Source organism: Staphylococcus succinus (assembly GCF_029024945.1).
GTDB lineage: Bacteria > Bacillota > Bacilli > Staphylococcales > Staphylococcaceae > Staphylococcus > Staphylococcus succinus.
Genome location: NZ_CP118976.1, coordinates 2,661,053 through 2,680,764, shown reverse-complemented (window position 1 = coordinate 2,680,764; position 19,712 = coordinate 2,661,053). Strand labels below are relative to the sequence as shown.

Here is a 19,712-nt window from a genome sequence, read left to right as displayed (position 1 = left end):
GAAAAAGAAGAATGCACCGTATTTTTGGTGCATTCTTCTTATTCATAGATCCTCCTTTAAATTCATCAATATCGTATATTTATCCTTACAATAAATATACCGTTTATAAGTATTATCTAAAGCATTTTATGAACATTAATTTTATATTGGGCTTTTAACTGTCTCTATGCAATGATGTTTTTCATTACAGTTTGGACAGTTTAACTTTCTGGTTTTTGGTGTATGAGCTGCTAACATCCATTTTAGTTTTCGAGGTTTGAATTTAAAATGACAATTAGGGCACATATATAATACTGAATTAAAGTATTTACTTGTCATGATAATAGCGCAAATACTTGCTAGGACAAATGATATTAAAAAGGGAAAGTAGCTTTTTATAGCAAAACTCATTGATATCCCTATTAACTGAATAAAGGTCCCTAATCCACCAATTAAAAACAATTTTTTATATAATCTACTTAGACTTTTATTTTTATTCATAACGTCTTCTATGTCTAGTAGTTTTTGTATTGGAGAATTAGATGTTTCAGAAATCATACTTTTAATATTTTTCATATTATTAAGCTTTTTCTGTTCTTCTTCAATGCGTTGTTCATCATCTTTTATTTTTTGATCTAATAATAAATGTATTGCTTTCATATCTTTCTCACTATTCATTAACTTATCTATATCCTTCAAGTTAAACTTCATATTTCTCAAAACTATGATAAGTTTTAACTTTTTAACTTCCTTTTCAGTATAAATCCTGTAATTATTATCATTAACATAAGCCGGTTTGAGTACACCTTTTTTATCATAATATTGAAGTGTTCTAGTTGTTATAGAAAAAATCTTAGCTAACTCTCCAGTTAAATATATAGACATATTTTCACCTCCTATCTTGTTTATAAGCTATTACCTCGAGTAATAGTCAATATCCTAAGTTAAGTTTATTTAAATTTTATGTATTATTGAAATGTACCTTAATAAATCAGTTTTCTATTATGTAAAATAAAGTATTTAAATTAAAAAAAGTTAAAGTATCCTAACGCTTTGGATAGTAGGCTTTTCAGGAATAAAAGTATGACTAGGCTTAATATATATTTCAGCTGGTTTATTATTGATAGTTACTCGATAATAATTCATACTTCCACTACCTTGGTTATCACTTTTACTTATAATAGATATCTTTTGCTTTTTCCTTAAAAAATTATAAGTTTTATCATCTCTAGAAATTTGTTTTAAATTATTGTCTTTATGGTTCTCAACATAATTATTTAATTGGTTTTCACTTTGATATAAAGTCCACTTATCAAAAAACAAAAAATTCACAGATAAATATATAGTGATTAATAGTATTAAAATCACGCTAGCGTAAATAAATTTCTTCAAATTACACCTCCTTTCAAGAACACTATTTTGCAGCCACACTTACTATGGTTTTATAATATGTGTAACGAAAATAAGTATTCACTTATACACCAATCCCCTTGCTATGCCAGTAGTGAGGGGATTTTTGTAGGTGTGGCTATTGTCGCCTATTTTTCATTACGTTTACGCAGCCAATGCGTAAATAACGCAATAATGCAACCACTTGCTGCCGTGGTCGTAATGTGAACAAGGATTTTTTAGTATAAATTAGCCCTTCATCTCTACATCAGCTAGACGCTTGAGGGGTAGGCGACGCCATTATTATACCACCTGTGAATATACAAGCATATGCACTTCCAATAAGTTGAATTATGTAAAAGCTAAGTATAATAAGACTAACTTTATTCAATAAAACAAGAGTGTACAGAAATCGATTCACTTCATGTACACTCTACATTTAGGCTGTTTTAACTATCATAATAAGAAAGTTATTTAATTTAAATAAAGATATAAGTTTGTAAATTGTTCTTCATCATTATATTTATTTACAATATCAAAAATATTTTGATCAGTTATCTCAATTTGTTCTTCCTTCAATTCGTCAACAATATTAGTAACACTAAAATCACTAACATTTGATTTGATTTTATTATCGTAATGCGTTAGTACACTAAATATTTTAACTTTTTGAGATTCGCTATAATTATAATTATCAAGAATATTTGTCATAATTTATCACTTCCCAATTATAGATTTTGACTACTAGGACGAATTATAAATTCATTTACAGATGATTCCTCGGGTTCGTTAATTGCGTAATTAATAGCTCTTGCAATAGCATCTGGTTTAATTGCATCTTTATATACTTCATCAATACCTTGTTTCATCTCTTTATCGCTAATATGGTCTGTTAATTCAGTATCAATAGCGCCTGGAGAAAGGATTGTAGTTCTAATATTTGAACCTACTGCAGCTTCTTCTTGTCTTAATCCTTCAGTTATCGCTCTTACTGCATATTTGGTACCACTATAAACAGCGCTACCTGGGAAAACGACATGACCCGCTACAGAAGCCAAATTAATAATATGACCTGATTTTTGTTTTCTCATGTAGGGCAATACTGCACCAATGCCGTAAAGTACCCCTTTAATATTCACATCGATCATTTGGTTCCATTCATCTTGTTTATTCTTTTCTAAAAACGATTGAGGCATAAGACCAGCGTTATTAATTAATACATCTACACGTCCAAAATCATTATACGCTGTTTCAATTAATGCATTTACTTCATCTGGCTGCGTTACGTCAGTTTTTTTAATGCTTACATTATGATGACCTATTTTTTGTTGTATTTTTTCTAAGCGATCTAAACGTCTTGCTCCTAAAACAAGTTTAGCTCCATTTTCAGATAGTAAACTTACTGTTTCCTCTCCAATTCCACTAGACGCACCAGTTATAACGACTACTTTATCTTTTACATTATTCATTATTTTACCTCCTTGGTGAATACAATTATATATTTCACCATATTATAGTTATCAAAACATCCTTGGTATTTTCAATCCCAATAGTTATAACTACAATTTTTAAAATAATGAAAGCTACACTAGAATAGACTGTTTTAAACCTTTACTTAATAAATAAGTGTTTATGAATTTTTTAATTATAACTATTTTAATTAAAATAGCTATATATAACTTCTAATGATAAAGTGATTAATAGACTTACACTTAATAAAATAATTTTTATTTTTTAGAATACACCTAAATATAAAATGTTTATCTATAGAACTGAACTTTTTATATTTATATTACGTATATTTAGTGCAAACTAAAAAAATAAAGATATAGGATGGATATTTCTAATTGTTTTATTTTTAAAACAAGGAGGGGACAAAATGGTAGATGAAAATGATTTATATAAAATGATAGTAGAAACAAATGATAGTAAAAGTCTAGAAATCCTATATGACCGATACGAGTCGCTATTATTTAATTTGGCTTATAAAATAACACAAGATGTGCAATCTAGCGAAGAGGTTTTACAGGATGTTTTTATGAAAATTTGGAAGCAAAAAGCAATTTTCAATCCTGAAAAGGGGAAATTATCAACTTGGCTTATTACATTATGTCGTAATAGAGCTATTGATGCTATAAGGAAGAAAAAAAACATAGAAAGTCAATTTGATGAGGACTTCCAAGGTATACAAACTAATAGTCTACCTGAATATGATTTGTTAAATAAAGAAACCTCAGAAGAAATTAATAAACGGATTACATTTTTAAATATAGATCAACAAAAAATTATTTCTTTATTTTATTATAAAGGCTTAAGTCAGCAAGAAATTGCCAATAAATTAGATATACCTTTAGGTACTGTAAAAAGTCGTCTAAGGCTGTCAATCCAACATTTAAATAGCTACTTTAAAAAGGTTTTGAGAAAGGAGAGTGAAGAAAATGAAGGATAACAAAGTTGATGAAATATATGATTATTTCAATGATAAATTGAGCGAAAGCGAAAAAGAGCGCGTTGAAGAAGAATTGAATTTATCATCTGAAAGCCATAAGACTTTGAAAGATATCGAAATTCTTCACGATACACTTCCTTATAAAAATAAACAGGTTGAACCTCCGATAGGAATGAAACAAAGAATTTTAGAATCAGTTTTAAATGAAGAAAAAACTTCAGATAAAGATATAAAAAATGAAAATCAAGAAGAGGGTTTTAATTCTACTAATTCAGAAACCAATAACCAATTTCAACAACATATAAATGTATCGACACAGGATAATAAAAAGCATAAAAGTGCTGTTATTAAGCGTTTTTCTGTAGGTATTATAGCGGCGATGTTGTTGTTATCTCTTATTGGCAATGGCGTCCAATTTTGGGGGAATAAAGAACCAAAAAATCAATCTACTTCAATGATAAACACCGGCGACGCTAAAGCCATCAACCTAAAATCTATGAGTAATGACAAAACGCAAGGTCAAGCCTACCTTTCGAATACGAATAATAAAACAGATAGAAAATTAATAGTTGAAGCCAAAGATATTGAAACTACAAAAGGCAACCAAGTGTACCAAGTCTGGGTATTAAAAGATAATAAACCTTACCCAGCAGGCGCGTTTTCTAGTGAAAACAATAAAGGGATGGTTGTTTTTGACTTGAGTAATATAGACATTGATAAGAATGATAAAATTGCTCTTACATTGGAACCTTCTCCTAATAATACTGAACCTAAAGGACAAATGGTTATGGCGAGTAGTGAGATTTAATCTTATTATTATGATATTTTAAATTTATTGAAAAGGATCACAAATCCATGTGATCCTTTTTTTATATTTATACGTATATTTTGTAATTACTTTTTGATAAATAAACTGAAGTTTTAACTAATATTACAAAATAACTGAAGATGTTGGGTGAAAATTAATGCAAATTACTATTAAAGATATTCTATTATCAATTGAAAAAAACACAATTACAAATACTAAGTGTATTAATTTTAATATGGATAAAATTTGTCAAAAGATTACATCAATGTACCAAGATATACAACAAAATACTATTTTTATGTTGAAAGATTCAGATAATGCGGCCTATTATGCTCAATGCGCTAATGAAATGAAACCTTTGATTATGATTACCAATTCCTCTCCAACTAAACTTAACCACCTAGAATTTAACGTTCCTATTGTATATATAAATGATTTTCCTAGCGTAGCCAACAATCTAGTAAAATTATTCTACAGAACAGCCATTGATGGACTAAACTTTATTGCGGTTACAGGGACCAATGGTAAGACAACGACGAGTCATATGATTGGGAATTTATTAACACAGTTGGGTAAAAAGGTTGCTATTATTGGAACGTTAGGGGTGTTTGACTGTAATTATGAAAAGATGAAATTTAATCACACAACTCAAACCACGCCAATGTATTTTGAAATGGGTGAAATTATAGAATATTTTTATTACAAAAATTATGACTATATTATATACGAAGCAACATCGATAGCCTTAGACCAACAACGTACAGATTTTATTCAGAATGCTTTAGCAGTATTCACTAATTTTAGTCCTGAACATCTCGAATACCATGGTACTATGAATAATTATTTAAAAGCTAAATTGAGATTAAATGAGTTGAGCCAATTAAATTTAGTTAATTTAGACACGCCTGAATATAACACTATTGTGAAAGATAAATGGCATTTTTCGAATAAACAGCAAGCCTATTATCAATATAATATCGGTGATAGTCATATAGATATGACAATTGATAAAGATAGTTTTTGTATTAAACCAAACTTTAAAGGAGGGCATAACTATATTAATTTAGCTACAAGTATTTTTAGTTTGCATAAATTAGGTTTTGATATTAGAGAAATTATTAAAGCTTCGACTGTTATTGGCTCGCCATTACATCGTTTCCAAGTTATTGAAATAGAGGATTATACGATTATATTAGATTTTGCACATACAGCTTTAGCAATTAAAGAGTCAATTAATAATGCTTTGCAGTATACTGAAAGTATAGGGAAAAAATTAAATACAATGGTCACAGGAATAGGTTTAAGAGGTTTTGACAAAATAGGAATGACTGTAGCCGAGTTACCTCAAGGTGTTCATAAGTTGATGCTTGCTGCTGAACAAGTAGGATATGAAGACCCTAAAGTGATTGTTGATTTTATGACTGAACATTTACCGCATAGTTATAAAAAAAATAGTGTGTTAAAGTGTTCCTCACGAAAAGAAGGGATACGAACACTTCTGCATGAAACAAATAAAAATAATGAGGTAATTTTACTTACGGGTATTAATGAACCACAAAACTATAAAGGGAAAAAATATGATCATGATGACCAGACATACATTAAAACATTATTACAGAAACATAAATCTTAAAGCATTGTGATTATATAAATAGGTGAGAGGCTTATTTATATAATATAACCTTAAATTAGAATCGATTTTATTGTTTTAACTATAAAAAATCATAAAAAAAAGCCTCAGTTGAGGCCTTTTTTTATGGAGTTATTGAAGATTAACTAATCATTACTTTCATTAAATAACCTTGGTTATCGAAGAATGCTTTATACATACCATTATTTGTTGTATAAGTTAAATAAGAGCCATCATTTGTTTGGCCTTCATCAGCCATATGGTTAGACATGTGTTCTTTTTTGAACATATCTTTACTTATTGTATTTTCTTTTGTATCGAAAGTGATGTGAACGACTTGTCCATCTTTATTCATATCTATCATTGTGTCATTAACTTTTTTACTTGTAGCAACATCTTTATCATTAGCTGCTGTATTAACTTTGTACCCGTCAATCATCACATTATCGTGTTTTAGTGCTCTTACAAAATCATAATTTTGGGTAAAATGTCCATCATATGTTGTATAACCAGTGTAATTATAATATGGCATCATTGTTTTTTGTGCCGCATTATCCATGTTGTGATTCATAGGCATATCTTCTTGGTTCATATCGCCGTTCATATCATCCATGTTGTGATTCATAGGCATATCTTCTTGGTTCATATTGCCGTTCATGTTATCCATGTTGTGATTCATAGGCATATCTTCTTGATTCATATTGCCGTTCATATTGTTGTTTGTAGTATTCGCGTGTGCTGTATTACTGCCACCTAATCCATTACTTGCTCCTAACAATAAACCTGTAGCTAATACTGATGATGAAAATACTAATAATTTGTTATTCATAAATCTTCACCCCTTTTTAATATTTTATGAATCACTCTTGTTTCCTAACCATTGTTAAAACTCACGAATAAAAACAATTAGATTCTTTTAATCTTACGTCTTACATTAAAATATACGTATTTTTGTCTTGTTAAGTTTACTTTTTATAAAAAATTGTTTTAAATTAAGTCAAAGTATTCTTCAAGGGTGAGATTTTTATTTACTATTTCCATGGCATCTTCTTTACCTACATATCTTATATGCCAAGGTTCATACATAAATTCTGTAATGTCTTCTTTACCTTTGGGGTATCGGATAATAAACCCATAGAAATGTGCGTTATCTTGAAGCCACTTGCTTTCTTTTGTAAATTGAAACTGTTCTTTTATTGATTCATCTAATCCGGGAGAGGCAACGTCAAAAGCTAAACCTGTTTGATGTTCAGAATATCCTGGCTCAGCGCTATAAGTTTTCGCTTTTTCTAGACCATCACGACGAACATACATATTGAATAACCGCATTTGTTTTAAATATGATCGAAAACCACTAATAATAATTAGTTGGAACCCTTGGTTTCGGGCGTCTTTAATCATAAGTTTTAAAGCGTTTCTTGCCTTTAATTTTGGAAAAGGTATATAAAATGGGCAAACTTTATAATCTCTGTTTACAATAATTTGATTATTTACATAATATGCGCCATTCCTTTTCATAACAGTATTACGTTTTTCTTTTTTCTTATTTTTAAATGAATAGATTGTAGTAAAAATAGCTACAGCTAGAACGAATTTTTTCATATAATCACCTTTTATATAGTTTTTTATTTAATGACCAAAAATGTATATTTAAATATATTTCATAGATAATCCAGGATAAATGTATTCCTAAAAGTAAACGGATAAAATTTTTCTTTTTGGTGACTGATTTAATACTCACTATCATAAATAGAAATTGAACTATTTTGATTACAAGTGAGAGCAAAAATGATTGATGTTTGAAAAAGATTAAATACCAAAAGCTCTGTGCTATTAATTGGACGTTATAAGCTAAAAAGAAAATTTTTTTATAGTATGAATGTGAAAGCGTAAGAGTAACACTCGAAATCATATTCACTATTATCCATATTAAAGGAAGCAACAAACTATTAATAATATATTTGTTTTTTTGTAAACGCTCGTATTTTTCTTCGTTGTTTTTTATAGAGAAATTAGAAATTTGGAAGATAATAAATAAAGGGTAGAAAAATTTTAATAATATTAAGGGGATTTTCAAATAATCATTCCTTTTCGTGAGGCATATAATAAATTTTTGCATTTTCAATTTTTGGCTTATTTAATCAACAATATAGATAAATTTTCAATAAGTCGAATTATATCAGGTCAACTTCAATATTATTAAACCAACTTTACTCAAAACAACGTAAATTCTACTTTTTACTATTCTGTCTGTATGCAAGTGTATTCAATAGTTAATATCGCTATGATCTTATTTATCTTAGGGGAGATGTTAGTATTTACGTGAAGACGATATTTTAGTTAACTATAAACTAGATTCTCTTGAACGTATAACAAAACAGTTAATCGAGCTATCGTCATGGTTGGATGATAATCGTATTGATTTAAATATCTTCTATTATGTAAAATAAAGTATTTAGATTAAAAAAGTTAAAGTATCCTAACATGTTGGATAGTAGTTTTTTCAGGAATAAAAGTATGACTAGGCTTAATATATATTTCAGCTGAATTATTATTGATAGTTACTCGATAATAGTTCATACTTCCACTACCTTGGTTATCACTTTTACTTATAATAGATATCTTTTGCTTTTTCCTTAAAAAATTATAAGTTTTATCATCTCTAGAAATTTGTTTTAAATTATTGTCTTTATGGTTCTCAACATAATTATTTAATTGGTTTTCACTTTGATATAAAGTCCACTTATCAAAAAACAAAAAATTCACAGATAAATATATAGTGATTAATAGTATTAAAATCACGCTAGCGTAAATAAATTTCTTCAAATTACACCTCCTTTCAAGAACACTATTTTACATTCTCACTTACTATGATGTTAAGCATGAAAAACACTGAGCCCGATAACTATTCATAGTAGTTATCGGGCTTTTTGGTGTATTGACTATGTCGTCTAATTATTTATCACGCTTATTCAGCCAATAAGAAAACCACGTGAGTACATTCCTTACTATAATAGGAGCTATTAAAGCTACAAATATGATGTCATCTTCTTCCATGATAATCACAGCACAGAAGTAAAAAAACGACTTCACAATTATACCATCTGTATCTTTTGAAGCAGATGCACTTCCAATAAATTAAATATCGTTTAATTAAAATAATTTAGAGTTTAAATATACTATTCCATATTAGATTCTTTGTTTTTATAATTTTCTAAAAAACGTTGTAATCTATTACATGCTTCTTTTATTTCTTGCATCGTACAAGCAAACGATAATCTAATATGACCTTCGCCAAATTCTGAAAAGGATTTTCCAGGCACTACGGCCAATTGTTCTGATTCTAAAAGTTGTGTACAAAATGCAAATGAGTCTTTATTATATTGACTAACATCTGGAAAAATATAAAAGGCGCCTTCAGGTTTTTCAACAGGTAAGCCCATTTTTTGAATCCGACTATATATATAGTTACGTCGTTCTAAATAAGCTTGATTCATTTTTTTTATATCTTCATTTCCATTTTTTAACGCACTTATTGCTCCATATTGACTTGGCGTAGCAACACATATCGAATTGTATAAATGTACTGTTGTTACTTCTTCGATTAAACGCGGTGTGGATAATACATAGCCTACTCTTGCACCTGTTAATGCGTGAGATTTGGATAAACCATTTACTACAAATAATTGATTTCGAATTGATGGAAATTCCATAAACGAATGATGTTTATGGTCATAAACATTTTCACTGTATATTTCATCAGTAATAATATAAACACCTGTATCTTCAAGCACATTTACAATAGATGCTATCTCTTCATATGTTAACGTCGTTCCCGTTGGATTTGTTGGATAATTAAATATAATTGCTTTTGTATCTTCGGTAATAGCCTGTTTAACGTTTGTAGCTGTAGGCTTAAACTTTGTACTTGTAGTATCTACAAGTTTAACATTACAACCTGCTAATTTTATGATAGGTTCATAACCTAAATACGTAGGAGAGGGCAAAATAACTTCATCTCCTGGATTTAATATTGTCCTCAATATGTCATCGATACCCTCGGACCCACCATTTGTCACTACAATTTCATTTTCAGGATTATAATATGTTTGATGTCTATCAAATGTGTATTTTGAAATAGCTTCTCTTAACTCTAGTAGCCCTTTATTATGTGTATAGCGTAATTTATTATCTTGTATTGCTGTGATCATAGCTTCTTTAATATATTCAGCTGGTTCAAAACCCGATTGCCCTAAAGTTAAATCAATACTATTGGCGTATTGATCCACTTTATTTGCAAACTGACGTGTACCAGGAACTTCAATATCATAAATATATTGGTTTAATGATTTCATTGAGAAACCTCCTTTAATTTAATAGACGGTTCACATTGAATTAAAAGTTATTTTTTTTTCTTTGCTAAATGATTATCATAATAGGATACACCAAGTAATGTAATTGTATTTAAAACAATAGCATAAATAATCGTTACATTTGAACTCGGGCCAACAATAATTAAACTTAAGAAGACTGTAATGATACTCACTAGAATCGCTAAAAATGCTGCTCTCTCTGTAATCCATTTAATAAATAATCCTAGTATAACTGGCATAAAAATAGCTCCCGTTAATATAGCATAAGCGATATCTATTGCAACAAGGACCTGTTTAATCGAAATTGCAATAATAATTGCAATAATAGCTAAGCATAAAGTCGTTAAACGGGTTAATAATAAAAATCTATCGTCATTGATATTTTTAAAGAAAAATGGTTTTAATATATCATTTGAAATAATTGTTGATGAGGCGAGTAATGTACCTGAAGCCGTGGACATTATTGCAGCTGCTAAAGCAGCAAATACAATACCTAATAAACCGGGCTGTAATGTCTCAAACGCCATATGTGTAAAAACATTTTGCGTGTTTTGAATATTTGGAAATAAAATATACGCACACATTCCTATAATTACCATAATTATTGAATATAATGCACTATAAATACCTACTAAAACACCAGAAGTTTTAGCAATTCGTTTTGTTTTCCCTGTAAAGAAACGTTGCCATATATCTTGGCCTACCATAACTCCAAGTGTATATGTTATAAAGTAATTAAAAATTTCATTCATTCCAATATTGGTGAAACTTAAATGTGAAGAGGGCAATGAACTAAATAATTCTTCGAATCCACCAACACTATGTACGCTTACTGGTAACATAATGAAAAACATTCCAATTGTCATAACAGAAAACTGAATAAAATCAGTAATAGATAGTGTCCACATGCCGCCAAGTATTGTGTAAATAAAAACCACACTACCACCCACAAGAATAGCTACTTCCATATCCCAGTGGAATATAACAGATACTAATGAACCAATGGCTATTACTTGCGTAACACTTATCATTAATGTGTATATTGCTGTAACAATAGCGCCTATAATACGGACCTTAGAACCAAATAATTTATACAACAATTCATTTATTGTAATAATTTCCATATTTAAAATTCTACTTAAAAAAAGCAATCCAAAAATTGTGATACCAGCACCTAATGCAAATACAAACCAAAATCCAGAAAAACCAATTTCGTAACCTAGTTGCGATGAACCAATTGTGGAAGAACCACCTAAAAATACAGCTGTCAAACAACCAAATAACATAAACACACCTAAGTTACTATCAGCAAGCATATATTTCTTTGAAGACTTCGCTTTCACTACACCTAAAACACCAATTGATATCAACACGAAAAAATATACTGCAAATATTATAAAGTCTATATTCGTCATAAGCTTTACCAACTTTCTTTAATATAAAATAAATTTATTGGTTTTCACTTCTCCGTTTTGCTAATGCTATTAATGTTACCATTTCAAATATGACTGAAGATGCAGCTACAGCTGTTATTTCATTAGAATCATATGTTGGCAATACTTCTACTAAATCGAATCCTTTAATATTTAGACCATCAAGTTTCCTTACATATTCTAATGCTTCAAAGCTTGTTGGTCCTCCAACTTCTGGTGTTCCAGTTCCTGGAGCATACGCAGGATCTAAAAAATCAATATCGAAGGAAACGAAAACTGGGTTGTCTCCCACTCGTTTGTGGATTTTATCTATTACGTTTTCAATACCTAGTTCACGTGCTTCTCTCATTGGAATGACTTGATATCCTAAATCTCTTGCATTTTGTATATCTTCAGGTCCATATAATGGTCCTCTAATACCGACTTGAATTGATTTTTTTGTATCAACTAACCCTTCTTCTACCGCTCTTCTAAATGGCGTTCCATGAACATATTTTTCACCAAAATAATCTTCCCAGGTATCGCTATGAGAATCAAAATGAACAAGTGATACAGGACCATATTTTTTGGCGAAAGCACGTAGATGGCCTAATGTTATTGAGTGGTCTCCTCCCATCATAATAGGAATAATCCCTTTGTTTAAAATAGGTGCTAATTTTTCAGTGATTTTATCATAAGTTTTCAACACATTACCTGGTATAACATCGACGTCCCCGTAATCTATACCTGAACAATAATCGAAAATATTTATATCTTGATCTGGATTATACGGTCTCAATAAAACTGAAAAATCTCGTATACTTTGAGGGCCATATCTTTGACCAGTTCTATTTGAAGCAGCAGTATCAAATGGTACACCCATAATTAAAAAATCTACGTTCTCTAAAGCGTTTTCCAATGGTAATCTCATAAAAGTTCTTGGTCCAACAAATCTTGGCGACATAGATGAATCTTTTGGCTTAAACATATAAATCCACTCCTTTAATTTTAAATGCTTTTGAATGCGCTTTCATAAATGCTAGTTTAACAAATATAAAAAGTAAAGAACCAGTTTGTTTTTTACTTGGTACCAGTTTGTTATTGTAAAATGTTAATATTTACTTCTCATAAGCTAAAACATGTATAAAATAGCCTTTTCTCGCGCTAAGTTAGTAGCTAAGGTGAGGAATGATGAGAGGGAAGATAACATAATTTAAAAGGCTCATATTTGATAGCCTTAGTTTTTGAAAATATGCGTCAACTCGAATTACAATCAGTTCATGAAGTAATTAAAGTAGGTGACACATTGTCTGATATAAAAGAGGCGCTTAATAGTGGAGTTATAGCTGTAGGCGTTATTAAAGGTAGCTCGATTATTGGGCTAAGCGAAAGTGAATGGATTAATTTGAATAATGATGACAAGAAAAAAATTATAGAGGAGGCAAAACAAAAATTCTTAGCTCATGGGGCTCATTACGTATTGAATGATATAACAGAATTACCATTACTATTAGAGAACATACAAGAAAAATAGTGTGGTATGCTGTGTGAATATTATTTGCACTTTGAATCTTATAAAAATAATAGGCTTACAGAAGTGTATAGTATAACCCCCTCACAATCGTTTGAAGTGAGGGGGTTATCTTATATAAATGCTATGATTGGTACAATCAGATATTCAACAATTGTGCCAAGAATAAAAATATAGAGCTTTTAACCATTGCTATTCTTTAAATACTTGATTGTCCACGTTTGTGCCACGTTAATGTGAAACTTAACATTGCTAATATACTAATAATTGTAAGGAGTAAGAAACCAGCATCCCAACCTAAATGATCCACTAAGAGTCCCATAATGATATTAGCCATTACTGCGCCTCCTAAATAACCAAATAAACCTGTTAAGCCAGCTGCAGTTCCAGCTGCTTTTTTCGGAACATAATCTAAGGCTTGTAAGCCAATTAACATGACTGGTCCATAAATTAAAAACCCGATGGAAATGAGCGCAATGTTATCAATTAATGGATTACCAGCTGGATTTAACCAATAAACGATAACCGCAATTGTAACACCGAGCATAAATATAAAGCCGGCAGGGCCTCGACGACCTTTAAATACTTTATCAGAAATGTAACCGCACAATAATGTACCAGGTATACCTGCCCATTCATATAGGAAGTAAGCCCAACCTGATGCTTTTAAATTAAAGTCCTTTTCTTCACTTAAATAGGTAGGAGCCCAGTCTAGAACGCCATAACGTACAAAATATACAAATATATTGGCAATCGCAATGGCCCATACCCATTTATTATTTAACACATACTTAAAAAGAATTTCTTTTGTAGTCAATTCAGTTTCAATGGTATGTTTTGAATTTGTATCATAATCATCTTTATATGCTTCAATTGGAGGTAAACCCTCTGATTGAGGTGTGTCTCTAATCAAACTATAGGAAATTAGTGCAATAATTATTGCCACAATGGCTGGAAGAATAAAAGTACCTTCAAATCCTTTTAAATAACCAAAAGACCAAGTGCTAATTAGCGTTACACCAACGAGCGCTAGTGGTGCCATTAAACCGCCGCCTACATTGTGTGCTACATTCCAAATTGCAGTCTTACTACCACGTTCGCTCACACTATACCAATGTACGAGGACACGTCCAGAAGGAGGCCATCCCATACCTTGAAACCATCCATTTAAAAACATCATCACAAACATAATGAAAATGCTCGATGTAAGTACAGGAATAAAACCTAATAATAAATTAACGATAGCCGTTAAAATTAAGCCTAATGTTAAAAATATACGGGCGTTACTCCGGTCACTTACTGTTCCCATTACAAACTTACTGATACCATAGGCAATCGATATAGCAGATAAAGCGACACCTAAACCAGTTTTACTAAAACCTTCGTCAATTAAGTAGGGCATCGCTAATGAGAAGTTTTTACGTAATAAATAATAACCAGCATAGCCTAAGAAAATACCAAGGAACACTTGTAACCTTAAACGTTTGTATGTATCATCTACTTTTTCTGATGGAAGCGATTTGATATGCTTCGCAGGTTTTAAAAAGTTGAACATAAAGCTAATTCCCTCCTTTATTAATTTTAATTTAAAAAATAATTAACTTAATATTAAGATAGAGTGAATTGTAAGCGATGTCAATATATGTTGGAATAATATTTTATAACATACTAAAAACAACTTGCTATATTTATATTGTTTTTCCATAGGAATTTATTATCTTTCATAGAAAAACACCTCCGTATAAATTCAAATTTAAATAAATTTATACGGAGGCGTTTTTAGTTGTAAATTTTTATTTGAAATAAAAATAACTTCATAAATAGAAAAAGGCGTTAACTTTCGATACCTTGTTTTCTTGGAATAGCAAATAGAACGATAATAAACGATAATAGGGCTAATAATACGTTTAACCCAAAGCCAAGCATTGCACTAGTTTCTAAACTTAATGCTGTTTTACCAATAGCATAAATTGTACCGGACAATGCGACACCAAAAGCATTACCTAGTGATGAAGACATTTTGTATACACCTGAGGCCATACCTATTTGATCTTCTGAAGCATTTGCAATAGCTGTATCCATAGAAGGTGTAGCATAGAAACCTAAACCTAGACCATAAATGAAATAACCGATGATACAAAATACCACGTATAGTGTATTAGGTAAGAATGTAAATGATATTAAAATAATACCAATCATATTAAGTAAACTACCTATAACCATAGGTTTTTTAGCACCTAAATGCTGTAATATTTTTTCTCCAATACGAATCGTAGCAATTACTGTAACGAGGTAAGTAATTGTCAGCGCACCTGATTGGAATGCATTAAAACCTAGTGATTCTTGAACAAATGTATTGCCGACTATTAATGTTCCTGCAACGGCATTCATTAAAAAGTTAGATAGTGTTGAACCGGTATAACCCATATCTTTAAAGATTTTAAAATCAATTAATGGATTGTTTATTCTTCTTTCAACAATAATAAATACAATAAGTGAAACAATAAATATAGCTATCATTGTTAATATTAACGGAGAAAATAGACCATAATCTGAACTTTGAGTAATAATAAGGTTAATGCTAAATACAAATATAACGAAAATAACTAATCCGGCAATGTCGAATTTTTTATTTGCTTTAGATTGAGCACGTACTTCGGGCGTGCCTTTAATAAGTAAGATAGAAATTAAGGACACAATGATTGATATGATAAAAATCCATTTCCATCCAATCGCTGTTGAAACAATACCACCGAAGAATGAGGCGATACCGCCACCACCCCATGATCCAATAGACCAATAACTTAAAGCTGCTTGGCGATGTCTGCCATTATAATAAGCTTTGACCAATGAGAGTGTCGCTGGCATAACTATTGCTGCTGAAAACCCTTGTATAATGCGACCTGTTATGAATAAAGGGACAGCAGATGAAATAATAATTAATAATGACCCTAGAATATTTAATGCTAATCCAATATAAGTCATTTTTACGTAACCAAACTTATCAGCTAAACTACCTGCACCTACAACAAACATACCAGAGAATAACGCTGTAATACTGACTGCGGCGTTAATGATTCCGGCATTTGCGCCAAATTCTTCTTTTAATGTTGGAACGATATTGACGAGTGAGCTTGAGAATAACCAGAAAGTTATAACACCAAGAACGATACCTGTAAGAAGTCTTCCATTGCCTTTAAAATCTGTTTCTTTAAGCACTTTTTTTCATCCTCCACGCTTGCATCTTTAAAATCCTTTACTATTTTAAATTGTTTTAAATTAGATATTTAAGAATTTTAAAAGCTTTTAAAATCTTGCCATACTTAAATATCTTATTCCTTTTATATAATTTTTCAAGACAAAAAACTGTATTTTCCTTCATAAGCAAAAATAGTTTGCTTTGCTAACCAAAAGTGGTAGAATGTCTCGGTGCGCAAAATTTGATGAACGTAAAATTTTATTGTCAAATACTGTAATGAGGACGTATTGAAGGCCTTTTTTGAATTAGCACTATCATTATATATATTCGGTATGATTATAAAATAAAAAGAATCCCGACAACTACAGCAAGAGTTCTCGAGATTCTTTAGATTGGAAATATATTAACCTGTTGTACCTTCCCACAGTTTAACAGGTAACACATATTCATTTTTCGTAGGATCATTCATTAGGCGTTTTGTTAAAACTGATAATGCTGTTGTAGCCATATCATCAATAGGTTGAATGATTGTTGTTAAGTCAGGTTGAATGTTTCTCATCATTTGTGTACCATCATAGCCAATAATTTTGAAGTTATCAGGCACCTTTTTTCCGAATTCATAGGCGAGTTGCAATATCATTGCAGCGTCGATGTCATTGGATACAAAAATGCCTTCAATTTCAGTATATTCTTTAAGAATTCGACGAAAAGTTTCTTTTTTATTAATATCATTCAAACTAAAATCTACTTCATAACACATCGGTTCTAAGTGATGAGCGTTCATTGTATCTACATAGGCTGATTTTCTTCTGTTTGCTGGTGTTTCTAAATCGGTTGGGCCATGTAAATGCAATATTTTTGTTAATCCTTGCTGAATTAATCTTTCTGTAGCCATTTTACCGCCATTATAATTATCAGATTCGATAATTGGAATATCCTCATTCATAATACGATCTATAGCGACAATAGGTAATTGAGCGTTTTCGTATTGTTTAATATTTTGGTTATGGGTTCCAACAATTAAGCCATCAATCTGATTCGATAATAATTGATCTAGGTAATGCATTTCTTTTTCTGGATCATTCATAGAGTTACCAATAATAACTTTATAGCCTTGGTTATATAACTTTATTTCTAATGCTTCGACGAGTTCACCGAAAAAGGGATTTGCTACAGTGGGAAAGAGTAAGCCGATAATGTGTGTTTGTTTTTTATATAACTGTCGTGCCACCGTATTGGGTTTATAGTTCAAAGTCTTCATAGCCGAATTTACTTTATCAATTGTAGCTTGGCTGAGATAACCACGATTATTTAAAACCCTCGACACCGTAGTCTTGGATACATTGGCTAATTTAGCAACATCTTCTAATTTAGGTTTCATATAAACCTCCTCAATAATTCTTAATTATCTCTAGTTTAATAAATATATTGAGAAAGTGAAAGGAAACAAAGGCCCACATATGATTCATATGCAGACCTTTGAACTAGAATTGTATAGCTTCATCCTTAAGGTTATAAACGAGAGCTTGACCTGATAAAGAACGATTTGATGTATTTTCAATACTTAATATTGGCGTATGCGGGTAATAATAACGTTCTGTAAAGCATTTTTCACCATCATTAATAAAAATTTCTACGGAACTCTTATCTATAAAAATACGTAAATTCACTTCATGAGATGCTGCAATATCAGCATAACGACAATCATCATGGTCTTTGCGGAATAACGTAAATGAATGACTTTGTGTATTGTAAGTGAGTGACATTATAGTATCATCTTGTTGAGTGTTTAGTGTCAATTTAATAGTATCGTTTTCGAATTTATTTGTTTTCAAGGATAGATTTACTTCAACATGTGCACTATCATTAGATAACAATACTTGGCGATTATCTAATGATAGTGAGCGACATTCTCCTGTACGAAGGTTTTTAACTTCTTCCACAGGGTTCATAAATACTTTGTTATTTTTTAAATTGAGCGTTCTAGGTAAAGTTAAAGCACCTGCCCATCCATCTTCTTGTTCGATTATTTCATTTTCCCACATGTCCATCCAACCGATAACAACAGTTCTACCATCTGGTGTTAAGGTAGTTTGTGCCGCATAAAAATCATGACCATTATCTAATTCTATAAATGAGCTATCTCTATTGAAAGTGGATTGCGTATAATCTAAATGGCCTATAAAATAACCTGTTTGGAATAAGTTGAGAAATTTTTTATGTTCAGCTTCAATACCTTGTGGAGAAAAGAGCAAAATATGCTTGTGCTTTAATTCGAAAAGGTCTGGACATTCCCACATGAAGCCTTCTTTAGAGACTTGTTTAGATTTATCAATAGCCCCTTGATATTCCCATTTTTTGAGATCAGAAGATTTATATAATAGGGCACGTCCTAAACCGTCATGACCTTGGCTACCTAAAATCATGTAAAATCCATCTTCGTATTGCCACACTTTAGGGTCTCTGAAATGCTGAGTATTATCTGCTGGTGGTGTGGCAATGATTGGATTGTGCTCATACTTAGTAAAATGTATGCCATCTTGGCTATACGCCATATTTTGATTTTCCCAGAAATCTTCAGGCTGATTACTATCATTAAAATGATGACCAGTGTAGATAAGGTAAAGTGTATCATCTTTGACAATTGCGCTCCCTGAGAAACAACCATCCGTATCTTCGGGATCTCCTGGCGTTAATGCAATAGGGAGGGTTTCCCAATGCACTAAATCTTTACTGCGAGCATGTCCCCAATGCATGGGGCTACCGCCTTTTTCACTATAAGGGTAATATTGATAAAAGATATGATAATATCCCTTGAAGTAACAAAAGCCATTTGGATCATTTATCCATCCTGAAGGTGCCATAACGTGATAGCCTAAACGATATTTGTGTGATTTTAACTGAACTGGATTCATAAAATATATGCCTACTTTCTATAATTA

At 30.8% G+C, this 19,712-nt stretch carries 21 protein-coding genes and 1 pseudogene; 5 read left to right on the top strand and 17 right to left on the bottom strand.

What is annotated here, in order from left to right:
* Positions 1–141: 141 nt before the first annotated feature.
* The 5 genes from PYW31_RS12865 to PYW31_RS12845 all read right to left on the bottom strand — a co-directional run bounded on the left by PYW31_RS12865 (position 142) and on the right by PYW31_RS12845 (position 2,837).
* Positions 142–864: a MerR family transcriptional regulator gene (locus PYW31_RS12865; RefSeq protein WP_046835985.1), complete on the bottom strand. Its 723-nt coding sequence runs from the start codon at positions 862–864 to the stop codon at positions 142–144.
* Between the two features lie 150 nt (positions 865–1,014).
* Positions 1,015–1,371 carry a hypothetical protein gene (locus PYW31_RS12860; protein WP_063410213.1) on the bottom strand — a complete coding sequence of 119 codons (357 nt, stop codon included), beginning with the start codon at positions 1,369–1,371 and terminating at the stop codon, positions 1,015–1,017.
* A 146-nt stretch (positions 1,372–1,517) separates the two neighbouring features.
* Entirely contained in the window at positions 1,518–1,604 is an 87-nt protein-coding gene (locus PYW31_RS12855) for a type I toxin-antitoxin system Fst family toxin (protein ID WP_142382637.1), read from the bottom strand.
* A gap of 238 nt (positions 1,605–1,842) precedes the next feature.
* Positions 1,843–2,079 (bottom strand): hypothetical protein, encoded by a 237-nt coding sequence (locus tag PYW31_RS12850; protein WP_046837588.1) that lies wholly within the window; start codon positions 2,077–2,079, stop codon positions 1,843–1,845.
* Between the two features lie 17 nt (positions 2,080–2,096).
* Positions 2,097–2,837: an SDR family oxidoreductase gene (locus PYW31_RS12845; protein WP_046837587.1), complete on the bottom strand. Its 741-nt coding sequence runs from the start codon at positions 2,835–2,837 to the stop codon at positions 2,097–2,099.
* A 410-nt stretch (positions 2,838–3,247) separates the two neighbouring features.
* Between PYW31_RS12845 and PYW31_RS12840 the strand changes: the two genes are divergently transcribed.
* The 3 genes from PYW31_RS12840 (at position 3,248) to PYW31_RS12830 (ending at position 6,258) form a co-directional block, all read left to right on the top strand.
* The gene (locus PYW31_RS12840) at positions 3,248–3,817 is read left to right on the top strand and encodes an RNA polymerase sigma factor (protein ID WP_046837586.1); all 570 of its coding nucleotides are present in this window, start codon (positions 3,248–3,250) and stop codon (positions 3,815–3,817) included.
* The gene (locus PYW31_RS12835; protein WP_046837585.1) at positions 3,807–4,625 is read left to right on the top strand and encodes an anti-sigma factor; all 819 of its coding nucleotides are present in this window, start codon (positions 3,807–3,809) and stop codon (positions 4,623–4,625) included. The genes PYW31_RS12840 and PYW31_RS12835 overlap by 11 nt, the downstream gene beginning before the upstream one ends.
* A gap of 157 nt (positions 4,626–4,782) precedes the next feature.
* Complete coding sequence (locus tag PYW31_RS12830; RefSeq protein WP_046837584.1) at positions 4,783–6,258, top strand: Mur ligase family protein; 1,476 nt, start codon at positions 4,783–4,785, stop codon at positions 6,256–6,258.
* Between the two features lie 139 nt (positions 6,259–6,397).
* On the opposite strand, the gene isaB is transcribed toward PYW31_RS12830, so the two are convergent.
* The 3 genes from isaB to PYW31_RS13755 form a co-directional block, all read right to left on the bottom strand.
* Entirely contained in the window at positions 6,398–7,084 is a 687-nt protein-coding gene (gene isaB, locus PYW31_RS12825) for an immunodominant staphylococcal antigen IsaB family protein (protein ID WP_046837583.1), read from the bottom strand.
* Between the two features lie 158 nt (positions 7,085–7,242).
* Positions 7,243–7,857 carry a M15 family metallopeptidase gene (locus PYW31_RS12820; protein WP_046837582.1) on the bottom strand — a complete coding sequence of 205 codons (615 nt, stop codon included), beginning with the start codon at positions 7,855–7,857 and terminating at the stop codon, positions 7,243–7,245.
* Positions 7,858–7,861: 4 nt separating this feature from the next.
* Positions 7,862–8,374 carry a tryptophan-rich sensory protein gene (locus tag PYW31_RS13755; protein WP_119604601.1) on the bottom strand — a complete coding sequence of 171 codons (513 nt, stop codon included), beginning with the start codon at positions 8,372–8,374 and terminating at the stop codon, positions 7,862–7,864.
* Between the two features lie 196 nt (positions 8,375–8,570).
* Between PYW31_RS13755 and PYW31_RS12815 the strand changes: the two are divergent.
* Positions 8,571–8,687, top strand: a pseudogene (locus tag PYW31_RS12815) (recombinase family protein); the annotation flags it as partial.
* Between the two features lie 37 nt (positions 8,688–8,724).
* Here PYW31_RS12815 and PYW31_RS12810 read toward each other — a convergent pair.
* The 5 genes from PYW31_RS12810 to speB form a co-directional block, all read right to left on the bottom strand.
* Positions 8,725–9,081 carry a hypothetical protein gene (locus PYW31_RS12810; RefSeq protein WP_063410212.1) on the bottom strand — a complete coding sequence of 119 codons (357 nt, stop codon included), beginning with the start codon at positions 9,079–9,081 and terminating at the stop codon, positions 8,725–8,727.
* A 129-nt stretch (positions 9,082–9,210) separates the two neighbouring features.
* Entirely contained in the window at positions 9,211–9,312 is a 102-nt protein-coding gene (locus tag PYW31_RS12805) for a type I toxin-antitoxin system Fst family toxin (RefSeq protein WP_142382626.1), read from the bottom strand.
* A 122-nt stretch (positions 9,313–9,434) separates the two neighbouring features.
* Entirely contained in the window at positions 9,435–10,610 is a 1,176-nt protein-coding gene (locus tag PYW31_RS12800) for an aminotransferase class I/II-fold pyridoxal phosphate-dependent enzyme (RefSeq protein WP_046837023.1), read from the bottom strand.
* A 47-nt stretch (positions 10,611–10,657) separates the two neighbouring features.
* Complete coding sequence (locus PYW31_RS12795) at positions 10,658–12,043, bottom strand: sodium:solute symporter family protein (protein ID WP_046837022.1); 1,386 nt, start codon at positions 12,041–12,043, stop codon at positions 10,658–10,660.
* Between the two features lie 34 nt (positions 12,044–12,077).
* Positions 12,078–13,028 carry an agmatinase gene (speB, locus tag PYW31_RS12790; RefSeq protein WP_046837021.1) on the bottom strand — a complete coding sequence of 317 codons (951 nt, stop codon included), beginning with the start codon at positions 13,026–13,028 and terminating at the stop codon, positions 12,078–12,080.
* 264 nt (positions 13,029–13,292) lie between these two features.
* On the opposite strand from speB, the gene PYW31_RS12785 reads away from it, so the two are divergent.
* Positions 13,293–13,574, top strand: coding sequence for a hypothetical protein (locus PYW31_RS12785; protein ID WP_156168128.1), 282 nt, complete (start codon positions 13,293–13,295; stop codon positions 13,572–13,574).
* A gap of 196 nt (positions 13,575–13,770) precedes the next feature.
* On the opposite strand, the gene glpT is transcribed toward PYW31_RS12785, so the two are convergent.
* From glpT to PYW31_RS12765, 4 genes are all read right to left on the bottom strand, one after another.
* Complete coding sequence (gene glpT, locus PYW31_RS12780; protein WP_046837020.1) at positions 13,771–15,126, bottom strand: glycerol-3-phosphate transporter; 1,356 nt, start codon at positions 15,124–15,126, stop codon at positions 13,771–13,773.
* A gap of 278 nt (positions 15,127–15,404) precedes the next feature.
* Positions 15,405–16,790, bottom strand: coding sequence for an MFS transporter (locus PYW31_RS12775; RefSeq protein WP_046837019.1), 1,386 nt, complete (start codon positions 16,788–16,790; stop codon positions 15,405–15,407).
* 383 nt (positions 16,791–17,173) lie between these two features.
* A complete protein-coding gene (locus PYW31_RS12770; protein WP_046837018.1) occupies positions 17,174–18,151 on the bottom strand; it encodes a LacI family DNA-binding transcriptional regulator in 978 nt (325 codons plus the stop codon).
* A 103-nt stretch (positions 18,152–18,254) separates the two neighbouring features.
* The gene (locus PYW31_RS12765) at positions 18,255–19,685 is read right to left on the bottom strand and encodes a glycoside hydrolase family 32 protein (RefSeq protein WP_046837017.1); all 1,431 of its coding nucleotides are present in this window, start codon (positions 19,683–19,685) and stop codon (positions 18,255–18,257) included.
* Positions 19,686–19,712: the final 27 nt, after the last annotated feature.

What these genes read in the sequence shown, in the direction of transcription:
- PYW31_RS12865 (WP_046835985.1), bottom strand. Translation starts at nt 864, where the DNA reads ATGTCTATATATTTAACTGGAGAGTTAGCTAAGATTTTTTCTATAACA.
- PYW31_RS12850 (WP_046837588.1), bottom strand. Translation starts at nt 2,079, where the DNA reads ATGACAAATATTCTTGATAATTATAATTATAGCGAATCTCAAAAAGTT.
- PYW31_RS12845 (WP_046837587.1), bottom strand. Translation starts at nt 2,837, where the DNA reads ATGAATAATGTAAAAGATAAAGTAGTCGTTATAACTGGTGCGTCTAGT.
- PYW31_RS12840 (WP_046837586.1), top strand. Translation starts at nt 3,248, where the DNA reads ATGGTAGATGAAAATGATTTATATAAAATGATAGTAGAAACAAATGAT.
- PYW31_RS12835 (WP_046837585.1), top strand. Translation starts at nt 3,807, where the DNA reads ATGAAGGATAACAAAGTTGATGAAATATATGATTATTTCAATGATAAA.
- PYW31_RS12830 (WP_046837584.1), top strand. Translation starts at nt 4,783, where the DNA reads ATGCAAATTACTATTAAAGATATTCTATTATCAATTGAAAAAAACACA.
- isaB (WP_046837583.1), bottom strand. Translation starts at nt 7,084, where the DNA reads ATGAATAACAAATTATTAGTATTTTCATCATCAGTATTAGCTACAGGT.
- PYW31_RS12820 (WP_046837582.1), bottom strand. Translation starts at nt 7,857, where the DNA reads ATGAAAAAATTCGTTCTAGCTGTAGCTATTTTTACTACAATCTATTCA.
- PYW31_RS13755 (WP_119604601.1), bottom strand. Translation starts at nt 8,374, where the DNA reads ATGCAAAAATTTATTATATGCCTCACGAAAAGGAATGATTATTTGAAA.
- PYW31_RS12805 (WP_142382626.1), bottom strand. Translation starts at nt 9,312, where the DNA reads ATGGAAGAAGATGACATCATATTTGTAGCTTTAATAGCTCCTATTATA.
- PYW31_RS12800 (WP_046837023.1), bottom strand. Translation starts at nt 10,610, where the DNA reads ATGAAATCATTAAACCAATATATTTATGATATTGAAGTTCCTGGTACA.
- PYW31_RS12795 (WP_046837022.1), bottom strand. Translation starts at nt 12,043, where the DNA reads ATGACGAATATAGACTTTATAATATTTGCAGTATATTTTTTCGTGTTG.
- speB (WP_046837021.1), bottom strand. Translation starts at nt 13,028, where the DNA reads ATGTTTAAGCCAAAAGATTCATCTATGTCGCCAAGATTTGTTGGACCA.
- PYW31_RS12785 (WP_156168128.1), top strand. Translation starts at nt 13,293, where the DNA reads ATGCGTCAACTCGAATTACAATCAGTTCATGAAGTAATTAAAGTAGGT.
- glpT (WP_046837020.1), bottom strand. Translation starts at nt 15,126, where the DNA reads ATGTTCAACTTTTTAAAACCTGCGAAGCATATCAAATCGCTTCCATCA.
- PYW31_RS12770 (WP_046837018.1), bottom strand. Translation starts at nt 18,151, where the DNA reads ATGAAACCTAAATTAGAAGATGTTGCTAAATTAGCCAATGTATCCAAG.
- PYW31_RS12765 (WP_046837017.1), bottom strand. Translation starts at nt 19,685, where the DNA reads ATGAATCCAGTTCAGTTAAAATCACACAAATATCGTTTAGGCTATCAC.